The organism is Acidovorax sp. NN32 (genome assembly GCF_057597245.1).
The window spans coordinates 3,454,529-3,473,075 of sequence record NZ_CP199679.1; the positions used below are offsets into that span (position 1 = coordinate 3,454,529).

Annotated in this window: 17 protein-coding genes; 5 read left to right on the forward strand and 12 right to left on the reverse strand. The window is 62.7% G+C overall.

Annotated elements, in window-relative coordinates; translation table 11 throughout:
- The first annotated feature begins 237 nt into the window (after positions 1-237).
- From ACT89O_RS15985 to ACT89O_RS15995, 3 genes are all read left to right on the forward strand, one after another.
- Positions 238-492, forward strand: a complete 255-nt coding sequence (locus ACT89O_RS15985; RefSeq protein WP_008906759.1) for a type B 50S ribosomal protein L31 — start codon at positions 238-240, stop codon at positions 490-492.
- Positions 493-598: 106 nt separating this feature from the next.
- Positions 599-2,299: a hypothetical protein gene (locus tag ACT89O_RS15990; protein WP_487260560.1), complete on the forward strand. Its 1,701-nt coding sequence runs from the start codon at positions 599-601 to the stop codon at positions 2,297-2,299.
- A 21-nt stretch (positions 2,300-2,320) separates the two neighbouring features.
- Positions 2,321-3,688 carry an MATE family efflux transporter gene (locus ACT89O_RS15995; RefSeq protein ID WP_487260561.1) on the forward strand — a complete coding sequence of 456 codons (1,368 nt, stop codon included), beginning with the start codon at positions 2,321-2,323 and terminating at the stop codon, positions 3,686-3,688.
- On the opposite strand, the gene phoR is transcribed toward ACT89O_RS15995, so the two are convergent.
- The 7 genes from phoR to pstS form a co-directional block, all read right to left on the reverse strand.
- Positions 3,642-4,985, reverse strand: coding sequence for a phosphate regulon sensor histidine kinase PhoR (phoR, locus tag ACT89O_RS16000; RefSeq protein ID WP_055398208.1), 1,344 nt, complete (start codon positions 4,983-4,985; stop codon positions 3,642-3,644). The genes ACT89O_RS15995 and phoR overlap by 47 nt on opposite strands.
- Positions 4,986-5,110: 125 nt before the next feature.
- Positions 5,111-5,818 carry a phosphate regulon transcriptional regulator PhoB gene (gene phoB / locus ACT89O_RS16005; RefSeq protein WP_029412769.1) on the reverse strand — a complete coding sequence of 236 codons (708 nt, stop codon included), beginning with the start codon at positions 5,816-5,818 and terminating at the stop codon, positions 5,111-5,113.
- Between the two features lie 21 nt (positions 5,819-5,839).
- Positions 5,840-6,541 carry a phosphate signaling complex protein PhoU gene (gene phoU / locus ACT89O_RS16010; RefSeq protein ID WP_055398209.1) on the reverse strand — a complete coding sequence of 234 codons (702 nt, stop codon included), beginning with the start codon at positions 6,539-6,541 and terminating at the stop codon, positions 5,840-5,842.
- A gap of 11 nt (positions 6,542-6,552) precedes the next feature.
- Positions 6,553-7,335: a phosphate ABC transporter ATP-binding protein PstB gene (gene pstB, locus ACT89O_RS16015; protein WP_055398210.1), complete on the reverse strand. Its 783-nt coding sequence runs from the start codon at positions 7,333-7,335 to the stop codon at positions 6,553-6,555.
- A gap of 57 nt (positions 7,336-7,392) precedes the next feature.
- Positions 7,393-8,247 carry a phosphate ABC transporter permease PstA gene (pstA, locus tag ACT89O_RS16020; protein WP_055398211.1) on the reverse strand — a complete coding sequence of 285 codons (855 nt, stop codon included), beginning with the start codon at positions 8,245-8,247 and terminating at the stop codon, positions 7,393-7,395.
- Between the two features lie 42 nt (positions 8,248-8,289).
- Positions 8,290-9,309: a phosphate ABC transporter permease subunit PstC gene (gene pstC / locus ACT89O_RS16025; RefSeq protein WP_487260562.1), complete on the reverse strand. Its 1,020-nt coding sequence runs from the start codon at positions 9,307-9,309 to the stop codon at positions 8,290-8,292.
- An 81-nt stretch (positions 9,310-9,390) separates the two neighbouring features.
- Entirely contained in the window at positions 9,391-10,413 is a 1,023-nt protein-coding gene (pstS, locus tag ACT89O_RS16030) for a phosphate ABC transporter substrate-binding protein PstS (RefSeq protein WP_055398213.1), read from the reverse strand.
- Positions 10,414-10,698: 285 nt separating this feature from the next.
- Between pstS and ACT89O_RS16035 the strand changes: the two genes are divergently transcribed.
- Both ACT89O_RS16035 and ACT89O_RS16040 read left to right on the forward strand, forming a co-directional pair.
- The gene (locus ACT89O_RS16035; RefSeq protein ID WP_487260563.1) at positions 10,699-12,177 is read left to right on the forward strand and encodes a Ppx/GppA phosphatase family protein; all 1,479 of its coding nucleotides are present in this window, start codon (positions 10,699-10,701) and stop codon (positions 12,175-12,177) included.
- A 58-nt stretch (positions 12,178-12,235) separates the two neighbouring features.
- The gene (locus ACT89O_RS16040; RefSeq protein ID WP_431149631.1) at positions 12,236-12,769 is read left to right on the forward strand and encodes a hypothetical protein; all 534 of its coding nucleotides are present in this window, start codon (positions 12,236-12,238) and stop codon (positions 12,767-12,769) included.
- 39 nt (positions 12,770-12,808) lie between these two features.
- Here the strand turns inward: ACT89O_RS16040 and ACT89O_RS16045 are convergent, their stop codons facing one another.
- The 5 genes from ACT89O_RS16045 to ACT89O_RS16065 all read right to left on the reverse strand — a co-directional run bounded on the left by ACT89O_RS16045 (position 12,809) and on the right by ACT89O_RS16065 (position 18,268).
- The gene (locus ACT89O_RS16045) at positions 12,809-13,273 is read right to left on the reverse strand and encodes a SixA phosphatase family protein (RefSeq protein WP_055398215.1); all 465 of its coding nucleotides are present in this window, start codon (positions 13,271-13,273) and stop codon (positions 12,809-12,811) included.
- The gene (gene ppk1 / locus ACT89O_RS16050) at positions 13,270-15,390 is read right to left on the reverse strand and encodes a polyphosphate kinase 1 (RefSeq protein WP_487262869.1); all 2,121 of its coding nucleotides are present in this window, start codon (positions 15,388-15,390) and stop codon (positions 13,270-13,272) included. The genes ACT89O_RS16045 and ppk1 overlap by 4 nt, the downstream gene beginning before the upstream one ends.
- An 87-nt stretch (positions 15,391-15,477) precedes the next feature.
- A complete protein-coding gene (locus tag ACT89O_RS16055; RefSeq protein WP_228898416.1) occupies positions 15,478-16,566 on the reverse strand; it encodes a glycosyltransferase family 4 protein in 1,089 nt (362 codons plus the stop codon).
- Positions 16,563-17,387 carry a UDP-2,3-diacylglucosamine diphosphatase gene (locus tag ACT89O_RS16060; protein ID WP_487260564.1) on the reverse strand — a complete coding sequence of 275 codons (825 nt, stop codon included), beginning with the start codon at positions 17,385-17,387 and terminating at the stop codon, positions 16,563-16,565. The genes ACT89O_RS16055 and ACT89O_RS16060 overlap by 4 nt, the downstream gene beginning before the upstream one ends.
- 44 nt (positions 17,388-17,431) lie before the next feature.
- Entirely contained in the window at positions 17,432-18,268 is an 837-nt protein-coding gene (locus tag ACT89O_RS16065) for a GNAT family N-acetyltransferase (protein WP_055398218.1), read from the reverse strand.
- Positions 18,269-18,547: the final 279 nt, after the last annotated feature.

Consider the following 18,547-nt stretch of genomic DNA (forward strand, 5'->3'; position numbering starts at 1 on the left):
TCTCGAATTGCTACGCAATTCGGGAAGGGGGACACCGCCAGCGCGGCGGGGCGGCCCTTGCGCGGCGGTTCTGGCCAAGGCCTTGCCAGTTTCAGCCGTTACGGGCCGTCGCGAAAATGCCATCAGACCGCCTGTGCAATAATAGAGGGCTTTTTCTGCGGAAAGTACGTTGGATGTTCCACGGCGCAAAGGTTGCTCCGGGTTCAGCGCGGCTCCCGCACTTGACAAGGATTGATCATGAAAGAAGGCATTCACCCCAACTACCGCGAAGTCCTGTTCTCGGACCTGTCCAACGGCTTCAAGTTCGTGACCCGTTCCTGCGTGAACACGAAGGAAATGGAAACCTTCGAAGGCAAGGAATACCCGCTGTTCAAGCTGGATACGTCTTCTGAATCGCACCCCTTCTACACCGGTACGCAAAAGTCGGTGGACAACATGGGTGGCCGCGTGGAGCGCTTCCGCAACCGTTTCGGCAAGACCGCAGCGAAGTAATTCGCCCTTGCGTTCCCGCCAAAAAGGCAGCCCGGGCAACCGGGCTGCCTTTTTCCGTTGGTTTTGCCCTTATTCTCGGTGGCTTCGCTTTGCCGCCCTCTGACGCGTGAATCCACCGACCCCCGCCATCGTTACCCAGAACGCTGTCAGCCCCCTGCCACGCTGGGCACTGGTACTGCTGTGTATTGCCTATGTCGTGCCCGGCTTCGTCGGGCGCGACCCGTGGAAAAGTGCGGATGTCACGGCGTTTGGCTACATGCTGGAGCTGGCCCACGGGCACACGCCCTGGCTGAGCCCCCTGCTGGGCGGCATGCCCCCGGAAACCGAGGGACTGCTGCCGTACTGGCTGGGCGCTTGGGTAATTCAGCTAGCGCCCCAGTGGGTTTCTGCCGAGATGGCGGTGCGCCTACCCTTCGCACTCCTGCTGGTCATCACCCTCATTGCCACGTGGTACGCCGTCTACTACCTCGCCCGCAGCCCCGGCGCCCAGCCTGTGGCCTTTGCCTTTGGGGGCGAAGCCAATCCACCCGACTACGCCCGCGCCATTGCCGATGGCGGGTTGCTGGCTCTGATTGCCTGCCTGGGCCTCGCGCAGCTCTCGCATGAGGTCACCAGCTATCTGGTGCAGCTCAGTTGCACGGCGCTGATCTTTTTTGCGGTTGCAGCCATGCCCCACCGCACCGTAGCCCCTGCCGTGGCGCTGGCCACAGGCATGGTGGGGCTCACGCTGGCAGGCGCGCCGGCGCTTGCAGCATTGCTGGGACTGGGCAGCATGGTGGTGGTGGTGTATGCGCCAGGCAGCCAGACAGACCATCGCCTGCGCTGGGCCCTGGCCCTCGGGGCAATCACGTTGGCAGCGGCGCTGATCGCCTGGGGGCTCGATCTCTGGCGCTGGCGAATTGTGGATTCCGGCTCAGGCGGCAAAGAGTGGCAGAGCCTGGCGCGGCTGCTGCTGTGGTTTGGATGGCCCGCCTGGCCCCTGGCCCTGTGGACGCTATGGCGCTGGCGCAAGCAGATCATCAGCCGCCAGGGGCACAGGCACCTGCTGCTCCCGCTGTGGTTCTCGGCAGTCTCCATTGCCGCCACCATCACCACCCAACCTGCAGACAGGGCCCTCCTGCTCGGTCTGCCGGCCCTGGCGGCACTGGCAGCGTTTGCACTGCCCACGCTGCGGCGCAGTGTGGGGGCGCTGATCGACTGGTTCACGCTGCTGTTCTTCACCGTTTCTGCGCTGGCGATCTGGGTGATCTGGATTGCCATGCAAACGGGCGTTCCCGCCAAGCCTGCAGCCAATGTGGCCAAGCTGGCCCCTGGTTTTGTGCCGCAGTTTTCCGCACTGGCGCTGGTCGTGGCCCTGGCGGCCACCGTGGGCTGGTGCAGCCTAGTGTGGTGGCGCGCCGCGCGCAACCGGGCGCCCATCTGGAAGAGCCTGGTGCTGCCAGCCAGCGGCGCTGCGCTGGGCTGGCTGCTGCTGATGACTTTGTGGTTACCGCTACTGGACTACGCCCGCAGCTATCGCCCCCAGGTTCGCAGTGTGATGGCCGCACTGGGCCCATCCCCGGGCTGCGTGCAGACGGTAGGGTTGAACCGTGCCCAGGTGGCGGCTCTGCAGTACCACGGTGGCCTCTCGCTTCAGAGGGCGGGCCTGCAGGACGAGTGCGACTGGCTGGTGGCTGACATCGCCTCCTGGCCTCCGTCCGAGCGCATGGTGAATGTGGCGCGCTGGGAAGCCCGGGCCACCATTCCACGCCCCACTGACAAGAACGATCACCTCCTGGTGTTTCACCGTGCGGGGCCTGCACGCTGATGCCCGAATGATGCCGGAGTAATGTCGGAGCTTTCGACCATCTCGCGCCACGCCATCACGGTGCTGGCCGGGCAACTGGCGGTGATGGCGTTTGGCGTGACAGACACCATCGTCGCCGGGCGCCATGGAGAAGCCTCGCTGGCGGCACTCTCGGTGGGCAGCGCCATCTTCATCAGCGTGTATGTGGCGCTGATTGGCGTGCTGCAGGCGCTGCTTCCGGTGTGGGCCGAGTTGCGCGGCGCCCGGCAGACCGACAGCCTGGGCCGGTCTCTGCGGCAGTCGCTGTACCTGTGCGGCGCGGCCTCGCTGGTGGGCATGGCCATCCTGCTGTCCCCCGCACCTCTGCTGCGCTGGACCGAGGTGCCGCCAGCCCTGCGCACCGAGGTGGAAAGTTACCTGGCCGTGCTGGCCCTGGCACTGCCGCCTGCCCTGCTTTTTCGCATCTACAGCACCTTGAACCAGGCACTGGGCCGCCCCAAGCTGGTGACCTGGCTGCAAGTGGGCTCGCTGTTCATCAAGCTGCCACTGTCGATCTGGTTCACCTTTGGCGGCGCAGGGCTGCCTGCGCAAGGCGTGGTGGGATGCGCGTGGGCCACCCTGGTGGTCAACGGCAGCATGCTTGCGCTGGCCATCTGGCTGCTGCGCACGCAGGACATCTATGAACCCCTGCGCATCTGGCGCCGTATGGAGCCCCCGCACTGGCCCACCATTGCGGGCTTTGCCCGCCTGGGCATCCCGGCCGGTCTGGCTGTGATGGTGGAGGTGACGTCGTTCACGCTGATGGCGTTGTTCATTGCACGCCAGGGCACCACCGCATCGGCGGCGCACCAGATCGCGGCCAATGTGGCGGCTGTGCTCTACATGGTGCCGCTGTCGCTGGCCATCGCCACCAGCGCCCGCGTCAGCTACTGGCTGGGCGCTGGCGATCCAGCACGGGCGCGCAAGGTGGTTTTTATAGGTTTTAGACTTTCAGCGCTTATTGGTATTGCGCTAGCAGCTATATTATTAATAGCAAAAAATCACATTGGCGGTTTGTACTCCACCAACACCGGCGTGCTGGCCCTGACGGGCGGGGTCATCGTGTGGGTCGCTGCGTACCACGCAGCCGATGCACTGCAGACGCTGTGCGTGTTTGTGTTGCGCTGCTACCGCATCACCGTGGCGCCGCTGGTGGTGTATTGCGTGTTGCTGTGGGGTGCGGGCTTGGGGGGCGGCTACCTGCTGGCCTACCGGGGCCTGGGGCCTTGGGCAGCGGAGCCATCGCCCACACCCTTCTGGGCCGCAAGCGCGGTGGCGCTGTGGCTCACTGCCGCGCTGTTCCTGGCCATGCTGTGGCGTGCGGTCAGACCGGCAGCGAAAACCCGCGCAACCGGTTCGCAGGGAAGGTGACCGAGAACACCGAGCCCTTGCCCAGCGTGCTGGCAATGTCCAGCGTGGCGCCGTGCCGCTGCAGCACGTGCTTGACGATGGCCAGCCCCAGGCCGGTGCCACCGGTCTCGCGGGAGCGGCTGCGGTCCACGCGGTAAAAGCGCTCTGTCAAACGCGGAATGTGTTCGGGTGCGATTCCCGGGCCTGTGTCCTGCACCGAGAAAACTGCGCAGCCATCTTCCATGCGGTGCCACGCCACCGTGATCACCCCACCCGCAGGCGTGTAGCGCACCGCATTGCTGATGAGGTTCGACAACGCGCTTTGCAACTCGGTGGGCACGCCTGCAATGTCGCCCTCGGCATGCAACGCGTCCTTCGACGGAAACACCATGACATGCTGGCGCGGCTGGTTTTGCGAGAGCACGGCCGACAGCGCACGCCCCTCCTCCTCGCACCGCTGCATCAGCGCCTGCACGGGCGTCCACTCCGCCATGCCCGGTGGCGGACTGCCCTCCAGGCGCGACAGGGTCAAAAGGTCTTGCACCACACTTTGCATGCGCAGCGCCTGCTGGGCCATCATGCCCAGGTAGCGCGAGCGCTCGTCGGCACTCAGGGGCAAGGTCTGCAGCGTTTCGACAAAACCGGTCAGCACCGTCAGGGGCGTGCGGATCTCATGGGACACGTTCGCCACGAAGTCGCGCCGCATGGCCTCGGCCTGCTCCAGCGCCGTGACATCGCGCGACAGCAGCAGGGTGCGCCCGTCGCCATAGGGGTGCAGATGCACCGAGATGCGCACCGGCCGCGATGGCGTGCTGAAGCGCCCCTCCAGCACCACATCGTGGCTGAAATCCTGGGCGGCATAGTAGGCCGTGAACTCGGGATCGCGCACCAGGTTGCCGATCGACTGCATCACATCGCGCTGGGCGTCAAAGCCGAACTGGCTGGCGGCCATCTGGTTGCACCACTCGATGCGGCCTTGCGCATCCAGCAGCACCACCCCATTGGGCGTGGCCTGCAGCGCGGCCAGGATCTCCTGCAGCCGGTCCTGGCTGTCGCGGATCTGGGTCTCCTGCCTGCGCAAAAGGCGCCGCGCACGGTCTGCCGCCTCACCCCAGATACCGCGCATGGCCGGGACTTCGGACAGGTCACCCGTGCGCAGCCAGCGCAGCACACGCGCGCCACGCAGCAGATCCCAGACAAACCAGGCCCACGCCGCCAGGGCGGCGCCCAGGGCTGCGCCCCAGGGACCACCCTGCCACCATCCCAGCCCGCCACCCGCTATCTGCCAGAGCAGGAAATACGAAATACGCCACAGCATGCGGTCAGCAACGCCTTCTCAGAAAAACAGGGGCGCATCCTGTGCGCCCCATCGACAACATCAGGCCCGCGCCCTCAGCACCTGTTCACACTCTCGCTGGAGATCATGACCAGACTCTCAGCCTCTCAGGCCTGCAACTGCACCTGGGGCTGGGCGGTGAGCCGGTAGCCCGCGCCACGCACGGTTTCCACCATCACGGAGGCGGCGCCCAGGGCTTCGCGCAGCCGCTTGACGTGCACATCCACTGTGCGCTCCTCGATGAAAACATGGTCACCCCACACCTTGTCGAGCAATTGCGAGCGGCTGTGTACACGTTCGGCGTGTTTCATGAGAAAGTGCAGCAGCTTGAACTCGGTGGGGCCCACCTTGAGCGGCTGCCCCTGGAAGGTCACGCGGTAGGTCCCGGCGTCGAGCACCAGCTCGCCAATGGTCACGCTGTCGCTGACCTGCTCGGGAGCACGACGGCGCAGCACGGCACGGATCCGCGCCAGCAGCTCCTGCGTGGAGAACGGCTTGGTGATGTAGTCGTCGGCACCCGCATCGAGCCCAGCGATCTTGTCGGGTTCATCGCCCCGGGCCGTCAACATCAGGATCGGGATCGGCTTGGTGCGGCTGTCCGCACGCCACTTGCGTGCCAGCGACAAGCCGCTTTGCCCCGGCAGCATCCAGTCGAGCAGGATGACATCCGGCAGCACGGCATCCAGCTCGCGCTGGGCCGAGTCACCATCTTCCGCCCAAAAGGGCTGGAATCCGTTGTGGCGTAGATTGACTGCAATCAACTCGGCAATCGCAGGTTCGTCCTCAACGATGAGGACGCGTGGGAGCTTTCTCATAGTTTTGCCAAAGCTCTTTTTTTACAGAACGGCTGACTCGATCTCATCGAGGGCAGTGTGGCGCACATCCTTGCCCTTGACCAGATAGATGATCAACTCAGCCACATTCTTGGAATGGTCGCCGATGCGCTCAATCGCCTTGGCCAGGAACAGCAGGTCCAGGCTGGGGGAGATGGTGCGCGGGTCTTCCATCATGTAGGTGATGAGCTTGCGCACGAATCCATCGAATTCCTTGTCGATCAGGTCGTCTTCCTTGAGGATGGCCACCGCCGCCTTGACGTCGAGGCGCGCAAAAGCATCCAGCGTCTTGCGCAGCAGGCCCGACGCCAGCTCGGCTGCCGTGCGCAGGTCGCTCGACGGCAGCGAGCGCGGTGCACCACTCTCGATGATGGAGCGCACCATACGGGCCATCTTGTTGGCCTCATCACCCATGCGTTCGAGGTTGGCTGTTGCCTTGGAGAAGGCCAGCAGCAGGCGCAGGTCGCGCGCCGTCGGCTGACGGCGGGCGATGATGGACGACAGCTCCTGGTCGATCTCGACCTCCATCGCATTGATACGGGTTTCCATCGAGGCCACAGTCTCCACGGCCTCCAGGCTGAACTGCGACAGGGCGTACACCGCCTGGCGAATCTGCGATTCCACCAGGCCACCCATCTCCATCACACGGGCGGAGACGCTGTTGAGTTCGCTGTCGAACTGGGACGAAAGGTGTTTATCGGGCATCTGCTGTCTCCTTAGCCGAAACGGCCGGTGATGTAGTCTTCGGTTTCCTTGCGCTCGGGCTTGAAGAAGATCTGCTCGGTAGCACCGAACTCGATCATTTCGCCGAGGTACATGTAGGCCGTGTAGTCGCTGCAGCGGGCTGCCTGCTGCATGTTGTGCGTCACGATGGCAATCGTGTAGTCGTGCTTGAGTTCGTCGATCAGCTCTTCGATCTTGGCAGTGGACAGCGGGTCCAGCGCCGAGGTGGGTTCGTCAAGCAGCAGCACAGAAGGCTTGACCGCGACGCTGCGTGCAATGCACAGGCGCTGCTGCTGTCCGCCGGAGAGCGACAAACCGCTTTGGTGCAGCTTGTCCTTCACCTCGGTCCACAAGGCGGCCTTGGAGAGCGCCCATTCCACGCGGTCGTCCATCTCGCTTTTGCTCAGGCTTTCGTAGAGCTTCACACCGAAGGCGATGTTGTCGTAGATGGACATGGGAAACGGCGTGGGTTTCTGGAACACCATGCCGATGCGGGCGCGCAGCAGGTTGATGTCCTGCTTGGGGTCCAGGATGTCCTGGCCGTAGAAGTTGATGGTGCCTTCGGCACGCTGGCCCGGGTACAGGCTGTACATGCGATTCAAAGTGCGCAGCAGGGTGGACTTGCCACAGCCCGAGGGGCCAATGAAAGCAGTCACCTTGTGCTCGGCAATGTTGAGGCTGACGTTGCGCAGCCCCTGAAACTTGCCATAGAAGAAGCTGAGGTTGCGAAGTTCCAGCGCATTCTTGCTGGGGGTGACGGTAGCGGTGGCGTTCATTGTCAAATCCTGAAAATGGAGGCTGTCTGGGTGGTGTCTGCGTAATGGGCCGACAGGTCAGGCACGGCTCTTCTCGCGCAGGAAAACCCGCGCCACGATGTTGAGGATCAGCACCGACAACGTGATGAGCAAAGCCCCACCCCAGGCCAGGCGCACCCAGTTTTCGTAAGGGCTCAGGGCAAACTGGAAGATCACCACCGGCAGGTTGGCCATGGGGGCATTCATGTTGGTGCTGAAGAACTGGTTGTTGAGCGCCGTGAACAACAGCGGCGCAGTCTCGCCACTGATGCGGGCCACAGCCAGCAGCAAGCCCGTCATCACGCCACTGCGCGCAGCACGCAGGGTGACCATGGTGGACACTTTCCAGCGTGGTGCACCCAGTGCAAAAGCAGCCTCGCGCAGACTGCCGGGAACCAGGCGCAGCATGTTCTCGGTGGTACGGACCACCACCGGCACGGCGATCAGCGACAAGGCCAGGCTACCGGCCCAACCAGAGAAGTTGCCGACCGTCGCCACGGCAATGGCATAGACGAACAGGCCCAGAACGATGGAGGGCGCGGACAACATGATGTCGGTCACAAAGCGGGTGAGTTCGGCCGTCTTGCTCTGGTCGCCGTATTCCGCCAAGTACACGCCAGCCAGTACACCAATTGGTGTGGATACCAGCACGGTAAAACCTACCATCATGAGGCTACCGACGATGGCATTGGCCAGCCCGCCGCCTTCCGATCCGGGCGCCGGCGTGGACTGGGTGAACATGTTCCAGTCCAGCGCAGCAAAGCCGTTGGACAGCAGAACGCTCAGGATCCAGAGCAGCACGAACAGACCCAGCACCATCGCCCCCAGGGAAAGGGTTAGCCCGATGGCGTTGGAGCGCTGGCGCTTTTTGTAGAGTTGTTGGTTGAATTCCATGGAGCTTGTCTCAAAAGAGGTTCATGGTCAGGGCGTGAGGACTCAAAGGCCCTTGGCCTTTTCAGCACGCAGCATCAGGATCTTGGCGGCCGAAAGCACCACGAAGGTGATCACGAACAGCAGGAAACCCAGCGCGAACAACGTGGAAAGATGGAAGTCAGCCGCCTCGCCGAACTCGTTGGCCAGCGTAGAGGCAATCGAGGTTCCCGGCGAAAAGAGGGATGTCGGCATGCGGTTGGCGTTGCCGATCACAAAGGTCACGGCCATGGTCTCCCCCAGAGCGCGGCCCAGGCCCAGCATGATTCCGCCTATAACGCCCTTTTGGGTGTAAGGCAGCACCACGCGGCGCACCACTTCCCAGGTCGTGCAGCCCAGGCCATAGGCAGACTCGCGCAGGATGGGCGGAACAATCTCGAACACGTCGCGCATCACGGCCGCCACAAACGGCAGCACCATGAACGCGAGCACGATACCGGCCGCCAGGATGCCAAAGCCGTTGGTGCTGCCGCCAAACAGAAAGCCCACCAGCGGCATGGAGCCCAGCAGCTTTTGCATCGGCATCTGGAAGTAATCGGCAAACAGCGGGGCAAATACGAACAGACCGAACATGCCGTAGATGATCGAGGGAACGGCCGCCAACAGCTCCACTGCGGTGCCCAGGGGGCGCCGCAGCCAGACCGGGCAGGTTTCCGTCAGAAAAAGGGCAATGCCAAAAGCCAGAGGCACCGCAATCAGCAGCGCAATGCCAGCACTGGCCAGGGTGCCGACGATGGCAATCGCAGCACCGAACTCTTCATTGATGATGTCCCATTCCACGCGCCAGATGAACTGGACACCGAACTTATGGAACGTCGGCCAAGCGTAGATGAACAGAGAGACGATGATCCCCAGCAGCGCCGCCAGCACCAGCAGCGAAAGACTTTGGGTCAACCGATGAAAAAAGATGTCCTGAAGACGCTGCCGCCTGGCAATCGATACCATCGACTCCGTAGGGGCGTCCGTCTTTTTGGCGGACCCGGGTTGCGAACTCATGGTGGTTCCCACGCTCATGTTGACTCCCATCTGGCTTCTGGAGATCCCCACAAACCAGCACCCATCGGCCAGCCAAGGCGGCCGATGGGGGGTATTCTGGGGCAGACTGACTTACTTCTTGATCTGCGACCAGACTTTGGAACGGATCTCGGCGGTCAGGCTATCAGGCAGCGGCACATAGTCCAGCTCCGTGGCCATGCCCTTGCCATTCTTGAACGCCCAGTCAAAGAACTTCAGAACTTCGGCCGACTGCGCCTTGTCCGCAGGGTCCTTGTACATCAGGATGAACGAGGCTGTGCTGACAGGCCAGCTTTCTGCACCCTTGGCATTGACCATCGAGATGCCCATGCCAGGCACGCTGAACCAATCTGCGCTGGCAGCAGCGGCTGCAAAGGTCTTGTCATCTGGGCTTACGTACTTGCCGTCAGCGTTTTGCAGCTGCAGGAAGTTCATGTTGTTCTTTTTGACGTAAGCGTATTCCACATAACCTACAGCGCCCTTCACGCGGGTCACATTGGCGGCCACGCCTTCATTGCCCTTGCCACCCACCGACGACGCAGCAGGCCACTTCACGGCAGCGCCCTTGCCCACGGAGTCTGCCCATTCCTTGCTGACAGCAGACAGGTAGTCGGTCCAGTTGAACGTGGTGCCCGAACCATCAGCGCGGTGAACCACGGTGATGTTTTGGTCCGGCAAGGTCTTGCCCGGGTTCAGTGCGGCCAGCTTGGCGTCATTCCACTTGGCGATCTTGCCCAGGAAGATTTCTGCCAGCACAGGGCCCGTCACCCGCAACTCGCCGGGCTTGAAGCCTTCCAGATTGACCACGGGCACCGTACCACCAATGATTGCGGGGAACTGCACCATGCCATCTTTGTCAAGGTCAGCACCCGGCAAGGGGGCATCGGTAGCACCAAAGGCCACGGTCTTGGCGCGAATCTGGCGGATGCCCCCGGAAGAGCCGATGGACTGATAGTTCAGCCCCGTGCCCGTTTCCTTTTTGTAGGCTTCAGCCCATTTGGCGTACATGGGGAACGGGAAGGTTGCACCAGCGCCGGTGATGTCCGCCGCAAAAGCACTACCTACAGCCATGGAGGCCAGTGCTACAGCGACGGTTTTGAGAAATGTGCGTTTCATTATTCAGTACCTTTTGGCTAGGGTTGACAGGAACAGGCTGAACTCTAGGGCCCACAGATGACAATTCAGTGACACAAACCTTCCTCATCCCAGCAACTGCCACATATACGTCCCGCCCCCTCCAGCACCAGTAACGCTGTCATTGATTTGTCATACAAGCCGCAGACACTGGCGAAGATCACATTCTTGCGATCAGCCCACCCGCCATCCCGGTGGCAATGCGCGTTGCGCGGGTGCACCAGACGCTCGCGGTACCATGCCGAACGAAGCTCCAATCAGAAAAACATGCAGAACGGCACACGCCTCGCCGCAGTCGACCTCGGCTCCAACAGTTTTCGCCTCGAAATCGGGCGTTATGAGTTCGGTCATATCCAGAGGGTGGAATACCTCAAGGAGACCGTGCGCCAGGGCAATGGCCTGGACGAAGACCGCAATCTGACCCGCGACGCCATGGAGCGCGGCTGGGCCTGCCTGGCGCGATTTGGAGAGCGCTTGGCGGGTTTTCCGCGCTCGCAGGTTCGCGCCGTGGCCACCCAGACCCTGCGCGAAGCACGCAACCGGGAAGAGTTTCTGTCACGCGGGAGCGAAGTGCTTGGCTATCCCATCGACGTCGTCTCCGGCCCCGAAGAAGCGAGACTGATCTACCAGGGCGTCGCCCGCCTGCTCCCGCAGTCCGACGAGCGCCGCCTGGTGGTGGACATCGGGGGGCGCTCCACCGAACTCATTTTGGGCCAGCAATTCACGCCCCATGCCGTGGCCTCGTACCGCGTGGGCAGCGTAGCGTGGTCGCAGCGCTACTTTGCCAATGGCGAGTTCACCACGCAGGCGTTCCTGGCTGCCGAAATTGCAGCCAAGGCCGTGCTGGACGAAGCGCTGGAAACCTTCCAGCCAGATGCCTGGGAGGTGGCCTACGGATCATCCGGCACAGCCGGCGCCGTTGGCGACGTGCTTGCAGCTGCGGGCGGCCCCCAAGGCGTCATCACCCGCGAAGGCCTCAACTGGCTGCACGAACGCCTGCTGCGCGCCCAATCTGCGGATCGCATCCGCCTGGAAGGCCTCAAGGAAGAGCGGCGCGCCGTCATTGGCGGAGGGATCAGCGTACTGCGCGCCGTGTTTGATCTGCTGGACATCGAGCAGATGCAGGTGGCCCAGGGCGCCTTGCGCCAAGGCGCACTCTACGATCTGCTGGACCGCGAACAACCCGGAACCGACCTGCGCACCGCCACCGTGAACGGCCTGATGCAGCGGTTTGGCGTGGACATGGAGCACGCGGAACGGGTTGCGCGCACGGCCTGTACGCTGTTTGACCAGGCTACGCCTTTTGGAAGTGAGCGAGCATCGCGCAAGCTCGACTGGGCGGCCCGGCTTCACGAAATTGGTTGCCTGATATCCCATAGCGATTCCCACCGCCATGGCGCCTACATCCTCGACAACACCGATGCAGCCGGATTTGCAGTCCCTGAACTGCACCGCTTGGGCATCTTGGTTCAAGGTCAGCGCGGCAAGGTCCGCAAGCTGGAAGCGGACCTGCAAGACCCCGTCTTCGTGCTTCAACTGCTGAGCATGCGGCTGGCTGTGGCACTGTGCCACGCCCGCCGCGACCCCGACACCCAGGGCTTGTCACTGCAGACTCAAGGCCACCGTTTCATTCTGAAAGCCCGCGCTGGCTGGGCTACAGCGTTTCCACAATCTGCACACCTGCTGCGCGAAGAAATCCAGGCATGGCAGAAGACCCCTTGGGAACTGGTGGTTGACCTACCCTGAGCATTGGCAATAAACTATATAAACTGTTTATACCGTTTATTGAAAGCGTTTGTTTGCCATGACCACTTCAAGCCCCGCCCTGCCCGCAGCCCCCTCGCCCAGCCCCGCCCCCACCACAGTGGCAAAGTCGGTCAAGCCGGCTGCGGCGGCCACCAAGGCTCCCGCCAAAACGGCTGCGGTCGCCAAGCAGCCACAAAAAGCAGTCACAAAGCCTGCCTTGGCTTCCAAGAAAAAGGCGTCCACCGCCACGCAAGTGCCACCGAAATTGACCAAGACCCCCCCCGCTCCAGCCGCCGCCCGGGATACCAAGGCCAAGAAGCCCAAGCTGGTGCGCGACAGTTTCACTATTCCCAAAGATGAATACGCAGTCATAGAAACCCTGAAGCAGCGCTCGGCTGCTCTCGCCCAGCCCGTGAAGAAAAGCGAGCTGTTGCGCGCGGGCTTGAAGGTCCTGGCCGCCATGTCTGACGCCGCCCTGCGCAGCGCGGTACAGGCAGTACCTTCCATCAAGACAGGTCGCCCCAAGGCGGAAGCCGCGCCTGCGGTTCCGGCGCCCGCCACCAAAACGTCGACCAAAGCCTCGCGCAAGTAGCCCCAGCTGTACCGAGGCATCCCCTCGGCACAACAGGTCTCAAAGAAACTCGGGGGACTGGACGGTGATCAACAAGGTCTGGCTCTGGTCCAGCCGCTGCCGCTGCCTCAACCACCAGACAGCTCCCTTGCGCACAGCGCATTCCGAAGCCTGCAGCCCCATCAGCTGCGCAATGGTCTGGCCCAGCATGGGTTGATGGCCCACAACCAGCACCGTCCCCTTGGCGCGCGGCCACTGCACAAGGTCCAGCAGATCTTGCGGCGTTCCACCAGGTAACAGCTCGGCGCGCATCTTGAACTTGCGCCCCAGGGCGTTGGCCGTTTGCTCGGTGCGCCGGGCCGGACTGGCAAGCACGCGCAAGCCCTCGGGCAATTGCCGGTCCAGCCAGGCCGCCATGCGCGCTGCCTGCTTTTCCCCGCGCGACGTCAAGGCCCTCGCCAGATCATCACCCGCCTCTGCGAGCTCCTCTGCCTCCGCATGGCGCCACAGGATGAGGTCCATCATGCCGCCCCCTGGTCCATGCGCGTCCCCGACGGGGCTGGACCGTAGCGAACCATTAAAGCGTTCTGGGCACCCAACCCATCCTGCGGACGGGGGGCTCGGCTGTAGGAGCCGTCAGCGTTCAGCGTCCATGCATCCCGGTCGTCATGCAAATAGGCGACCAGGCACTCGTCAACAATCTGCTGCCGCAGGCGCGGGTCTGTCACAGGCCAGGCCAACTCCACACGCCGCATCATGTTGCGGTTCATCCAGTCGGCGCTGGAAAGGTACAGATCTTCCTCCCCCCCGCTGCGGAAGTAGAAGACACGTGTGTGCTCCAGGAAGCGGCCGATCACCGACCGTACACGGATGTTGTCGGTCACCCCAGGCACCTGGGCTGCCAGCATGCAAGCTCCCCGCACGATGAGATCAATGCGCGCACCGCGCTGGCCGGCCACGATCAGAGCACGCATCAGGGCCTCGTCGGTCAGGGCATTCATCTTGGCCACGATCCGCGCATCCTCTCCCCGGCTGGCCGCCAGACCCACTTGTTCGATTTTCTCCAGCATTCGCCGGTGCAGATGGAACGGCGCCAGCATCAGCTTGCGCAGCTTGGGCGGGCGGTTCTGGCTCGCAAGGTGATTGAACACCCCGTCCATGTCGGCCGTGGTTTCTTCATCGGCCGTAAGGTAGCTCAGATCGGTATACAGCCGTGCAGTACGTACGTTGTAGTTACCCGTCGATAGGTGCCCGTAGCGCCGCAGTTTTCGCCCTTCCCTGCGCGTAACCAGCAGCATCTTGGCGTGCGTCTTGAGACCCACTACCCCGTAGACCACCTGGGCGCCAATCGACTCCAGGGCCTCGGCCCAGTTGATATTGGCCTCTTCATCAAAGCGCGCCTTGAGTTCCACCACCGCCATGACCTCTTTGCCGCGGCGTACGGCCTCGGTGAGCAGGTCCATGAGTTCGGAGTCCGCGCCGGTGCGGTAGATCGTCTGTTTGATGACAAGCACATCAGGGTCATTGACGGCTTCACGCAAAAAGGCAAGGAGCCCGTCAAAACTCTCGAACGGCTGGTGGATCAGCACGTCGTGCTTGCGCAGTTGTTCCAGGATGGACACGCCGGATTGCAGCTGCCGGGGCCACGCGGAATTCCAGGGTGGAAAGAGCAGTTCCGGCGCATCCACCAGATCCACCAGCTGCGTCAAACGCACCAGGTTCACCGGGCCATGCACCCGGTACAAGGCAGCGGCCGGCAAAGCAAACTGCGCCAACAGAAAATCCGACAAAAACTGCGAACACCCGGAGGACACCTCCAGCCGTACCGCCTGCCCATAGTGCCGGTGTTGCAAGCCCTGGCGAAGGGCAGTCCGCAGATTGCGCACATCCTCTTCGTCCAGTGCCAAATCGGAATGGCGTGTCACGCGGAACTGCGAGAATTCCGTGACCTCCCGCCCCGGGAAAAGATCCTCCAGATGCGCGCGAACAATGCTGGAGAGGCTCACGAAAAGAGCCTCCCCAGGCGCCACGCGAGCGGGCATGCGGATCAGCCTTGGCAGCGCACGCGGCACCTTGACGATGGCAATCTCGTTCTCCCTGCCGAAAGCGTCGTGGCCCTTCAGGCGAACAATGAAGTTCAGCGATTTGTTGGCCACCTGTGGAAACGGATGGGCCGGATCCAGCCCCACTGGAATCAGCAGTGGCCGGACCTCGTTCACAAAATAGTCGTGGACCCAGCGCTTTTGGGCGGGTGATCGCTCGCCATACCCCACGATGCGAATCCCGTGCGCGGCAAACGCAGGCACCAGGGACTCGTTGTACAGCGCGTATTGCCGCTCCACCAGGCTGTGTATTTTGGCGGCCATGGCTTCGAACGATGCCGTCGAATAGAGCCCTTTGGTCTCACCTTTTTGCGCGGCGGTAATGTGCGGCGCAGCACGGACCTCAAAAAATTCGTCGAGATTGGACGACACGATGCACAGATATCGCAATCGTTCCAGTAGCGGCACATCCGGCCTCACAGCCCAGTCGAAAACACGCTCGTTGAAAGCCAGGATGCTGTGGTCCCTGTCCAGAAACATGTGAGGGGGCGCGCTGGCGGACTGTGAGGATCCTCCGCTTGTGCCACTGTCCGGCGACAGGGAGGCGTTGGCATGCACGAGAGCATCATCGGAAGGCAAAGGCAACATGGGTACGCAAACGCGGCTAGTGCAGGATGGCAGCAGTATTTAACGCCCAGATGACAAAGATGTGACAGATTTTGTGACAGTCACACGAGGCGAGCCCTGCGCTTGGGCGGGAACCAGATACTGCTCGAACAGCCGGGCGGCATGCGCCCAGGTGAAATCGAGTGCCCGTGCGCGCGCTTCGGACCGGGGTATCGCCAGTGCCTGCTGACTTGCCACGAGCAAATCGTTGTGCAGCACGCCCCCTCTGGACGGCTGACCTGAATGCGCCCCCAGCACCTCCATCGGGCCGTCCTCAGGGTAGGCGGCCACCGGCGTCCCGCAGGCCATTGCCTCCAGCATGACCAAGCCGAAGGTTTCTGACCGGCTGGGAAACACAAACACATCCGCAGCCGCATACACCTGTGCCAGCGCGGCACGGTCCAGGATGCCCAGCCAACGGACCTGCGGATACTTGGCCTTGAGGCGAGCTTCCAGTGGACCGACCCCGCACACCACCTTGGAGCCTGGTATGTCCAGCTGGAGGAAAGCTTCGATGTTTTTCTCGTACGAAATCCGCCCGACATACAAGGAGACGGGGTGCGCCAAAGCACCCGTGAGCGGGCTCTGGATGGTTGCACCGTGGAACGGAAAAGCCCGTGTGTCCACCCCATGGGTCCATGGGCGCAGATTGCGAAAGCCCCGTCGCTCCAGCATCTGCAAAACGCCTTGCGTAGGCACCATCACCCCCGAAGATGGCCGGTGAAAGTGCCTGAACAGCGCATACCCCCATCGCAGTGGCACGCGCAGCGCTGCATGCAGTATTTCCGGAAATCGCGTGTGGAAAGCGGTAGTGAATGCCAACCCCTTGCACAGGCAATAGCGGCGCCCTGCCCAGCCCAACGGCCCTTCCGTGGCAAGGTGAATGGCATCGGGTTTCATCGCGTCCAGCATCGTCGTCACCCGCTTCGCCGGGCGCACTGCCAAGTCGATGCCAGGATAGCCGGGGCACGGACGGGTTGCGAACTGGCCGGGGTGCAGCACCTGCACCTCGTGCCCGGCCGCTTCAAGCTCCTGCACCAGTTCCAGCAAGGTGGTAACCACCCCATTGACCTGAGGCAGCCAGGCGTCTGTCAACAAGGCAATTTTCATACAACGGCAGCCGACTCGGCCCGGGAAATATTGGCGACAGGAGAAGCCGGCCACTGCAACAGTTCCAGCCTGCCGTCCATGTGCTCGACCAAGGCGGTGTGGCTTTCCACCCAGTCGCCGTCATTGCAGTAAAGCGTCCCACCGATCTCGCGCATCTCGGCACGGTGGATATGGCCGCACACGACGCCGTCATGCCCCCTGCGGCGTGCTTCAGCCGCAACAGCCACTTCAAAGTCGGTGACGTAGTTCAAGGCTTTTTTGACCTTGCCTTTCAGGTAGGCCGACAAAGACCAGTAGGGCAGCCCCATGCGGGCGCGCAGGGTGTTGAGGTACCGGTTGAGTTTGAGCGTGAATTCATAAAGGTTGTCGCCCAGATACGCCAGCCACTTGGCGCACTGGATGACTCCATCAAAATGGTCGCCGTGCGTGACCCAGAGGCTGCGGCCATCCGCCGTGGTGTGCACCGCATCGGCCCGCACCTCGATGCCTCCAAACGAGTGGCCTACGAACGCGCGGGCAAATTCGTCATGGTTGCCCGGCACAAACACCACCCGGCACCCCTTGCGCGCACGGCGCAGCAGCTTTTGCACCACATCGTTGTGGGCCTGTGGCCAGAACCACTTGCGGCGCAATTGCCAGCCATCGACGATGTCGCCCACAAGGTAGAGGTGATCGCTGGGGTGGTGCTTGAGAAAGTCCAGCAACGCAACCGCCTGGCAACCCGGCGTGCCCAGATGCAGATCAGAAATAAAGACCGCGCGGTACCGACGATGACCGGCGGCTGAGGCATGTGCGTCTTCGGCCGCGTCCTCGTGGCCCATGGGTGGCTCCATCCAAGGCCCCAGGGCATCGAATGCGGCGCGCATCAGGCCCCCAGAAAATGCTTGCGATAGCGAGGATGCAGGTCTGCCAGGCGCATCAGCATCGGCAGGTCTGCCGTGTTGAAGTCTGGATCCCAAGCCGGCGCGCCCAGCACGCGGGCCCCGAGCCGCAGGTAGCCTTTGATCAGCGCCGGTGGCTCCACCGTGATGGATCCGTCGAGTTGCTCCACGGGCAAGGGCAAACGGGGAAGCACGTGGTATTCGATGGGGGCAAGGTGTGTCTTTCGCACCTGCTGCCAGATGCTGGCGGCCGCATCGCCGCTGACAACACCGTTGTGAAGCATGGGGATGCTTGCGCAACCGATCATCGTGTCCAACTGGTTGCGCACCATAAAGTCCGCCAGCGCGCTCCACAAAGCCATGATCACACCGCCGTGGCGGTGGTCGGGGTGCACACAGCTGCGCCCCAATTCCACCATGCGGGGGCGCAGCGAGCGCAGCCGCGTCAGGTCAAACTCGGTATCGCTGTAAGTACCGCCGACGCGCCGGGCCTGGGCCGGAGTGAGCACCCTGTAAGTCCCAATGACTTGCTGGCTCTGGACATCGCGCACCAACAAGTGCTCGCAGTAATCGTCAAAAAGGTCCACGTCATGGCCCGCAATGGGGGTCGTCAATCGAGCGCCCATTTCCGCCGCAAACACGTCGAACCGCAGCCGCTGCGCCTGGCGCACTTCATCTTCATGGCGCGCCCAGGCCACCTGAATAGCGCCGCGTTCCGGCATCGGATGCGCAGCACCCGTCAAAGCGCCCACCCCTTGAAGCACTCTCGGGGAAGCAACTTCGGCAGACAGCGGTGGTGTCAAGGTGGGCAGTTCATTCATGGTGCAACATCTCCTTGCATGAGGATGGGTTGGGCTGAAGGCACCAACCATGGCCGGGAATCTTTTTTCCCTGCGAGCAAGTGTGGAATTGGGACGTGACGTCGCCATGTCGGAGGCGTGTCAATGCCGTGACAGCCGTTCACGCAGAAGCACCAACGCTCGCCATCGTGCGGACTGCATAATTGATTCAGGAACCCGCACCGTGCATGCCCCCTCCCCCGCTCGCCCCCGGAGCCCTGTTACGGGCCCACTGGTCGTGTTTGTTCTGGCGGCGCTGTG

Excerpts from the sequence above, each read along its gene's own strand:
- phoB (WP_029412769.1), bottom strand. The coding sequence starts at position 5,818 with ATGAGAAAGCTCCCACGCGTCCTCATCGTTGAGGACGAACCTGCGATT.
- ACT89O_RS16045 (WP_055398215.1), bottom strand. The coding sequence starts at position 13,273 with ATGATGGACCTCATCCTGTGGCGCCATGCGGAGGCAGAGGAGCTCGCA.
- phoU (WP_055398209.1), bottom strand. The coding sequence starts at position 6,541 with ATGCCCGATAAACACCTTTCGTCCCAGTTCGACAGCGAACTCAACAGC.
- ACT89O_RS16035 (WP_487260563.1), top strand. The coding sequence starts at position 10,699 with ATGCAGAACGGCACACGCCTCGCCGCAGTCGACCTCGGCTCCAACAGT.
- pstB (WP_055398210.1), bottom strand. The coding sequence starts at position 7,335 with ATGAACGCCACCGCTACCGTCACCCCCAGCAAGAATGCGCTGGAACTT.
- pstS (WP_055398213.1), bottom strand. The coding sequence starts at position 10,413 with ATGAAACGCACATTTCTCAAAACCGTCGCTGTAGCACTGGCCTCCATG.
- ACT89O_RS16040 (WP_431149631.1), top strand. The coding sequence starts at position 12,236 with ATGACCACTTCAAGCCCCGCCCTGCCCGCAGCCCCCTCGCCCAGCCCC.
- ACT89O_RS15995 (WP_487260561.1), top strand. The coding sequence starts at position 2,321 with ATGTCGGAGCTTTCGACCATCTCGCGCCACGCCATCACGGTGCTGGCC.
- ACT89O_RS15985 (WP_008906759.1), top strand. The coding sequence starts at position 238 with ATGAAAGAAGGCATTCACCCCAACTACCGCGAAGTCCTGTTCTCGGAC.
- pstA (WP_055398211.1), bottom strand. The coding sequence starts at position 8,247 with ATGGAATTCAACCAACAACTCTACAAAAAGCGCCAGCGCTCCAACGCC.
- ACT89O_RS16065 (WP_055398218.1), bottom strand. The coding sequence starts at position 18,268 with ATGAATGAACTGCCCACCTTGACACCACCGCTGTCTGCCGAAGTTGCT.
- phoR (WP_055398208.1), bottom strand. The coding sequence starts at position 4,985 with ATGCTGTGGCGTATTTCGTATTTCCTGCTCTGGCAGATAGCGGGTGGC.
- pstC (WP_487260562.1), bottom strand. The coding sequence starts at position 9,309 with ATGGGAGTCAACATGAGCGTGGGAACCACCATGAGTTCGCAACCCGGG.
- ACT89O_RS16055 (WP_228898416.1), bottom strand. The coding sequence starts at position 16,566 with ATGAAAATTGCCTTGTTGACAGACGCCTGGCTGCCTCAGGTCAATGGG.
- ACT89O_RS16060 (WP_487260564.1), bottom strand. The coding sequence starts at position 17,387 with ATGGGCCACGAGGACGCGGCCGAAGACGCACATGCCTCAGCCGCCGGT.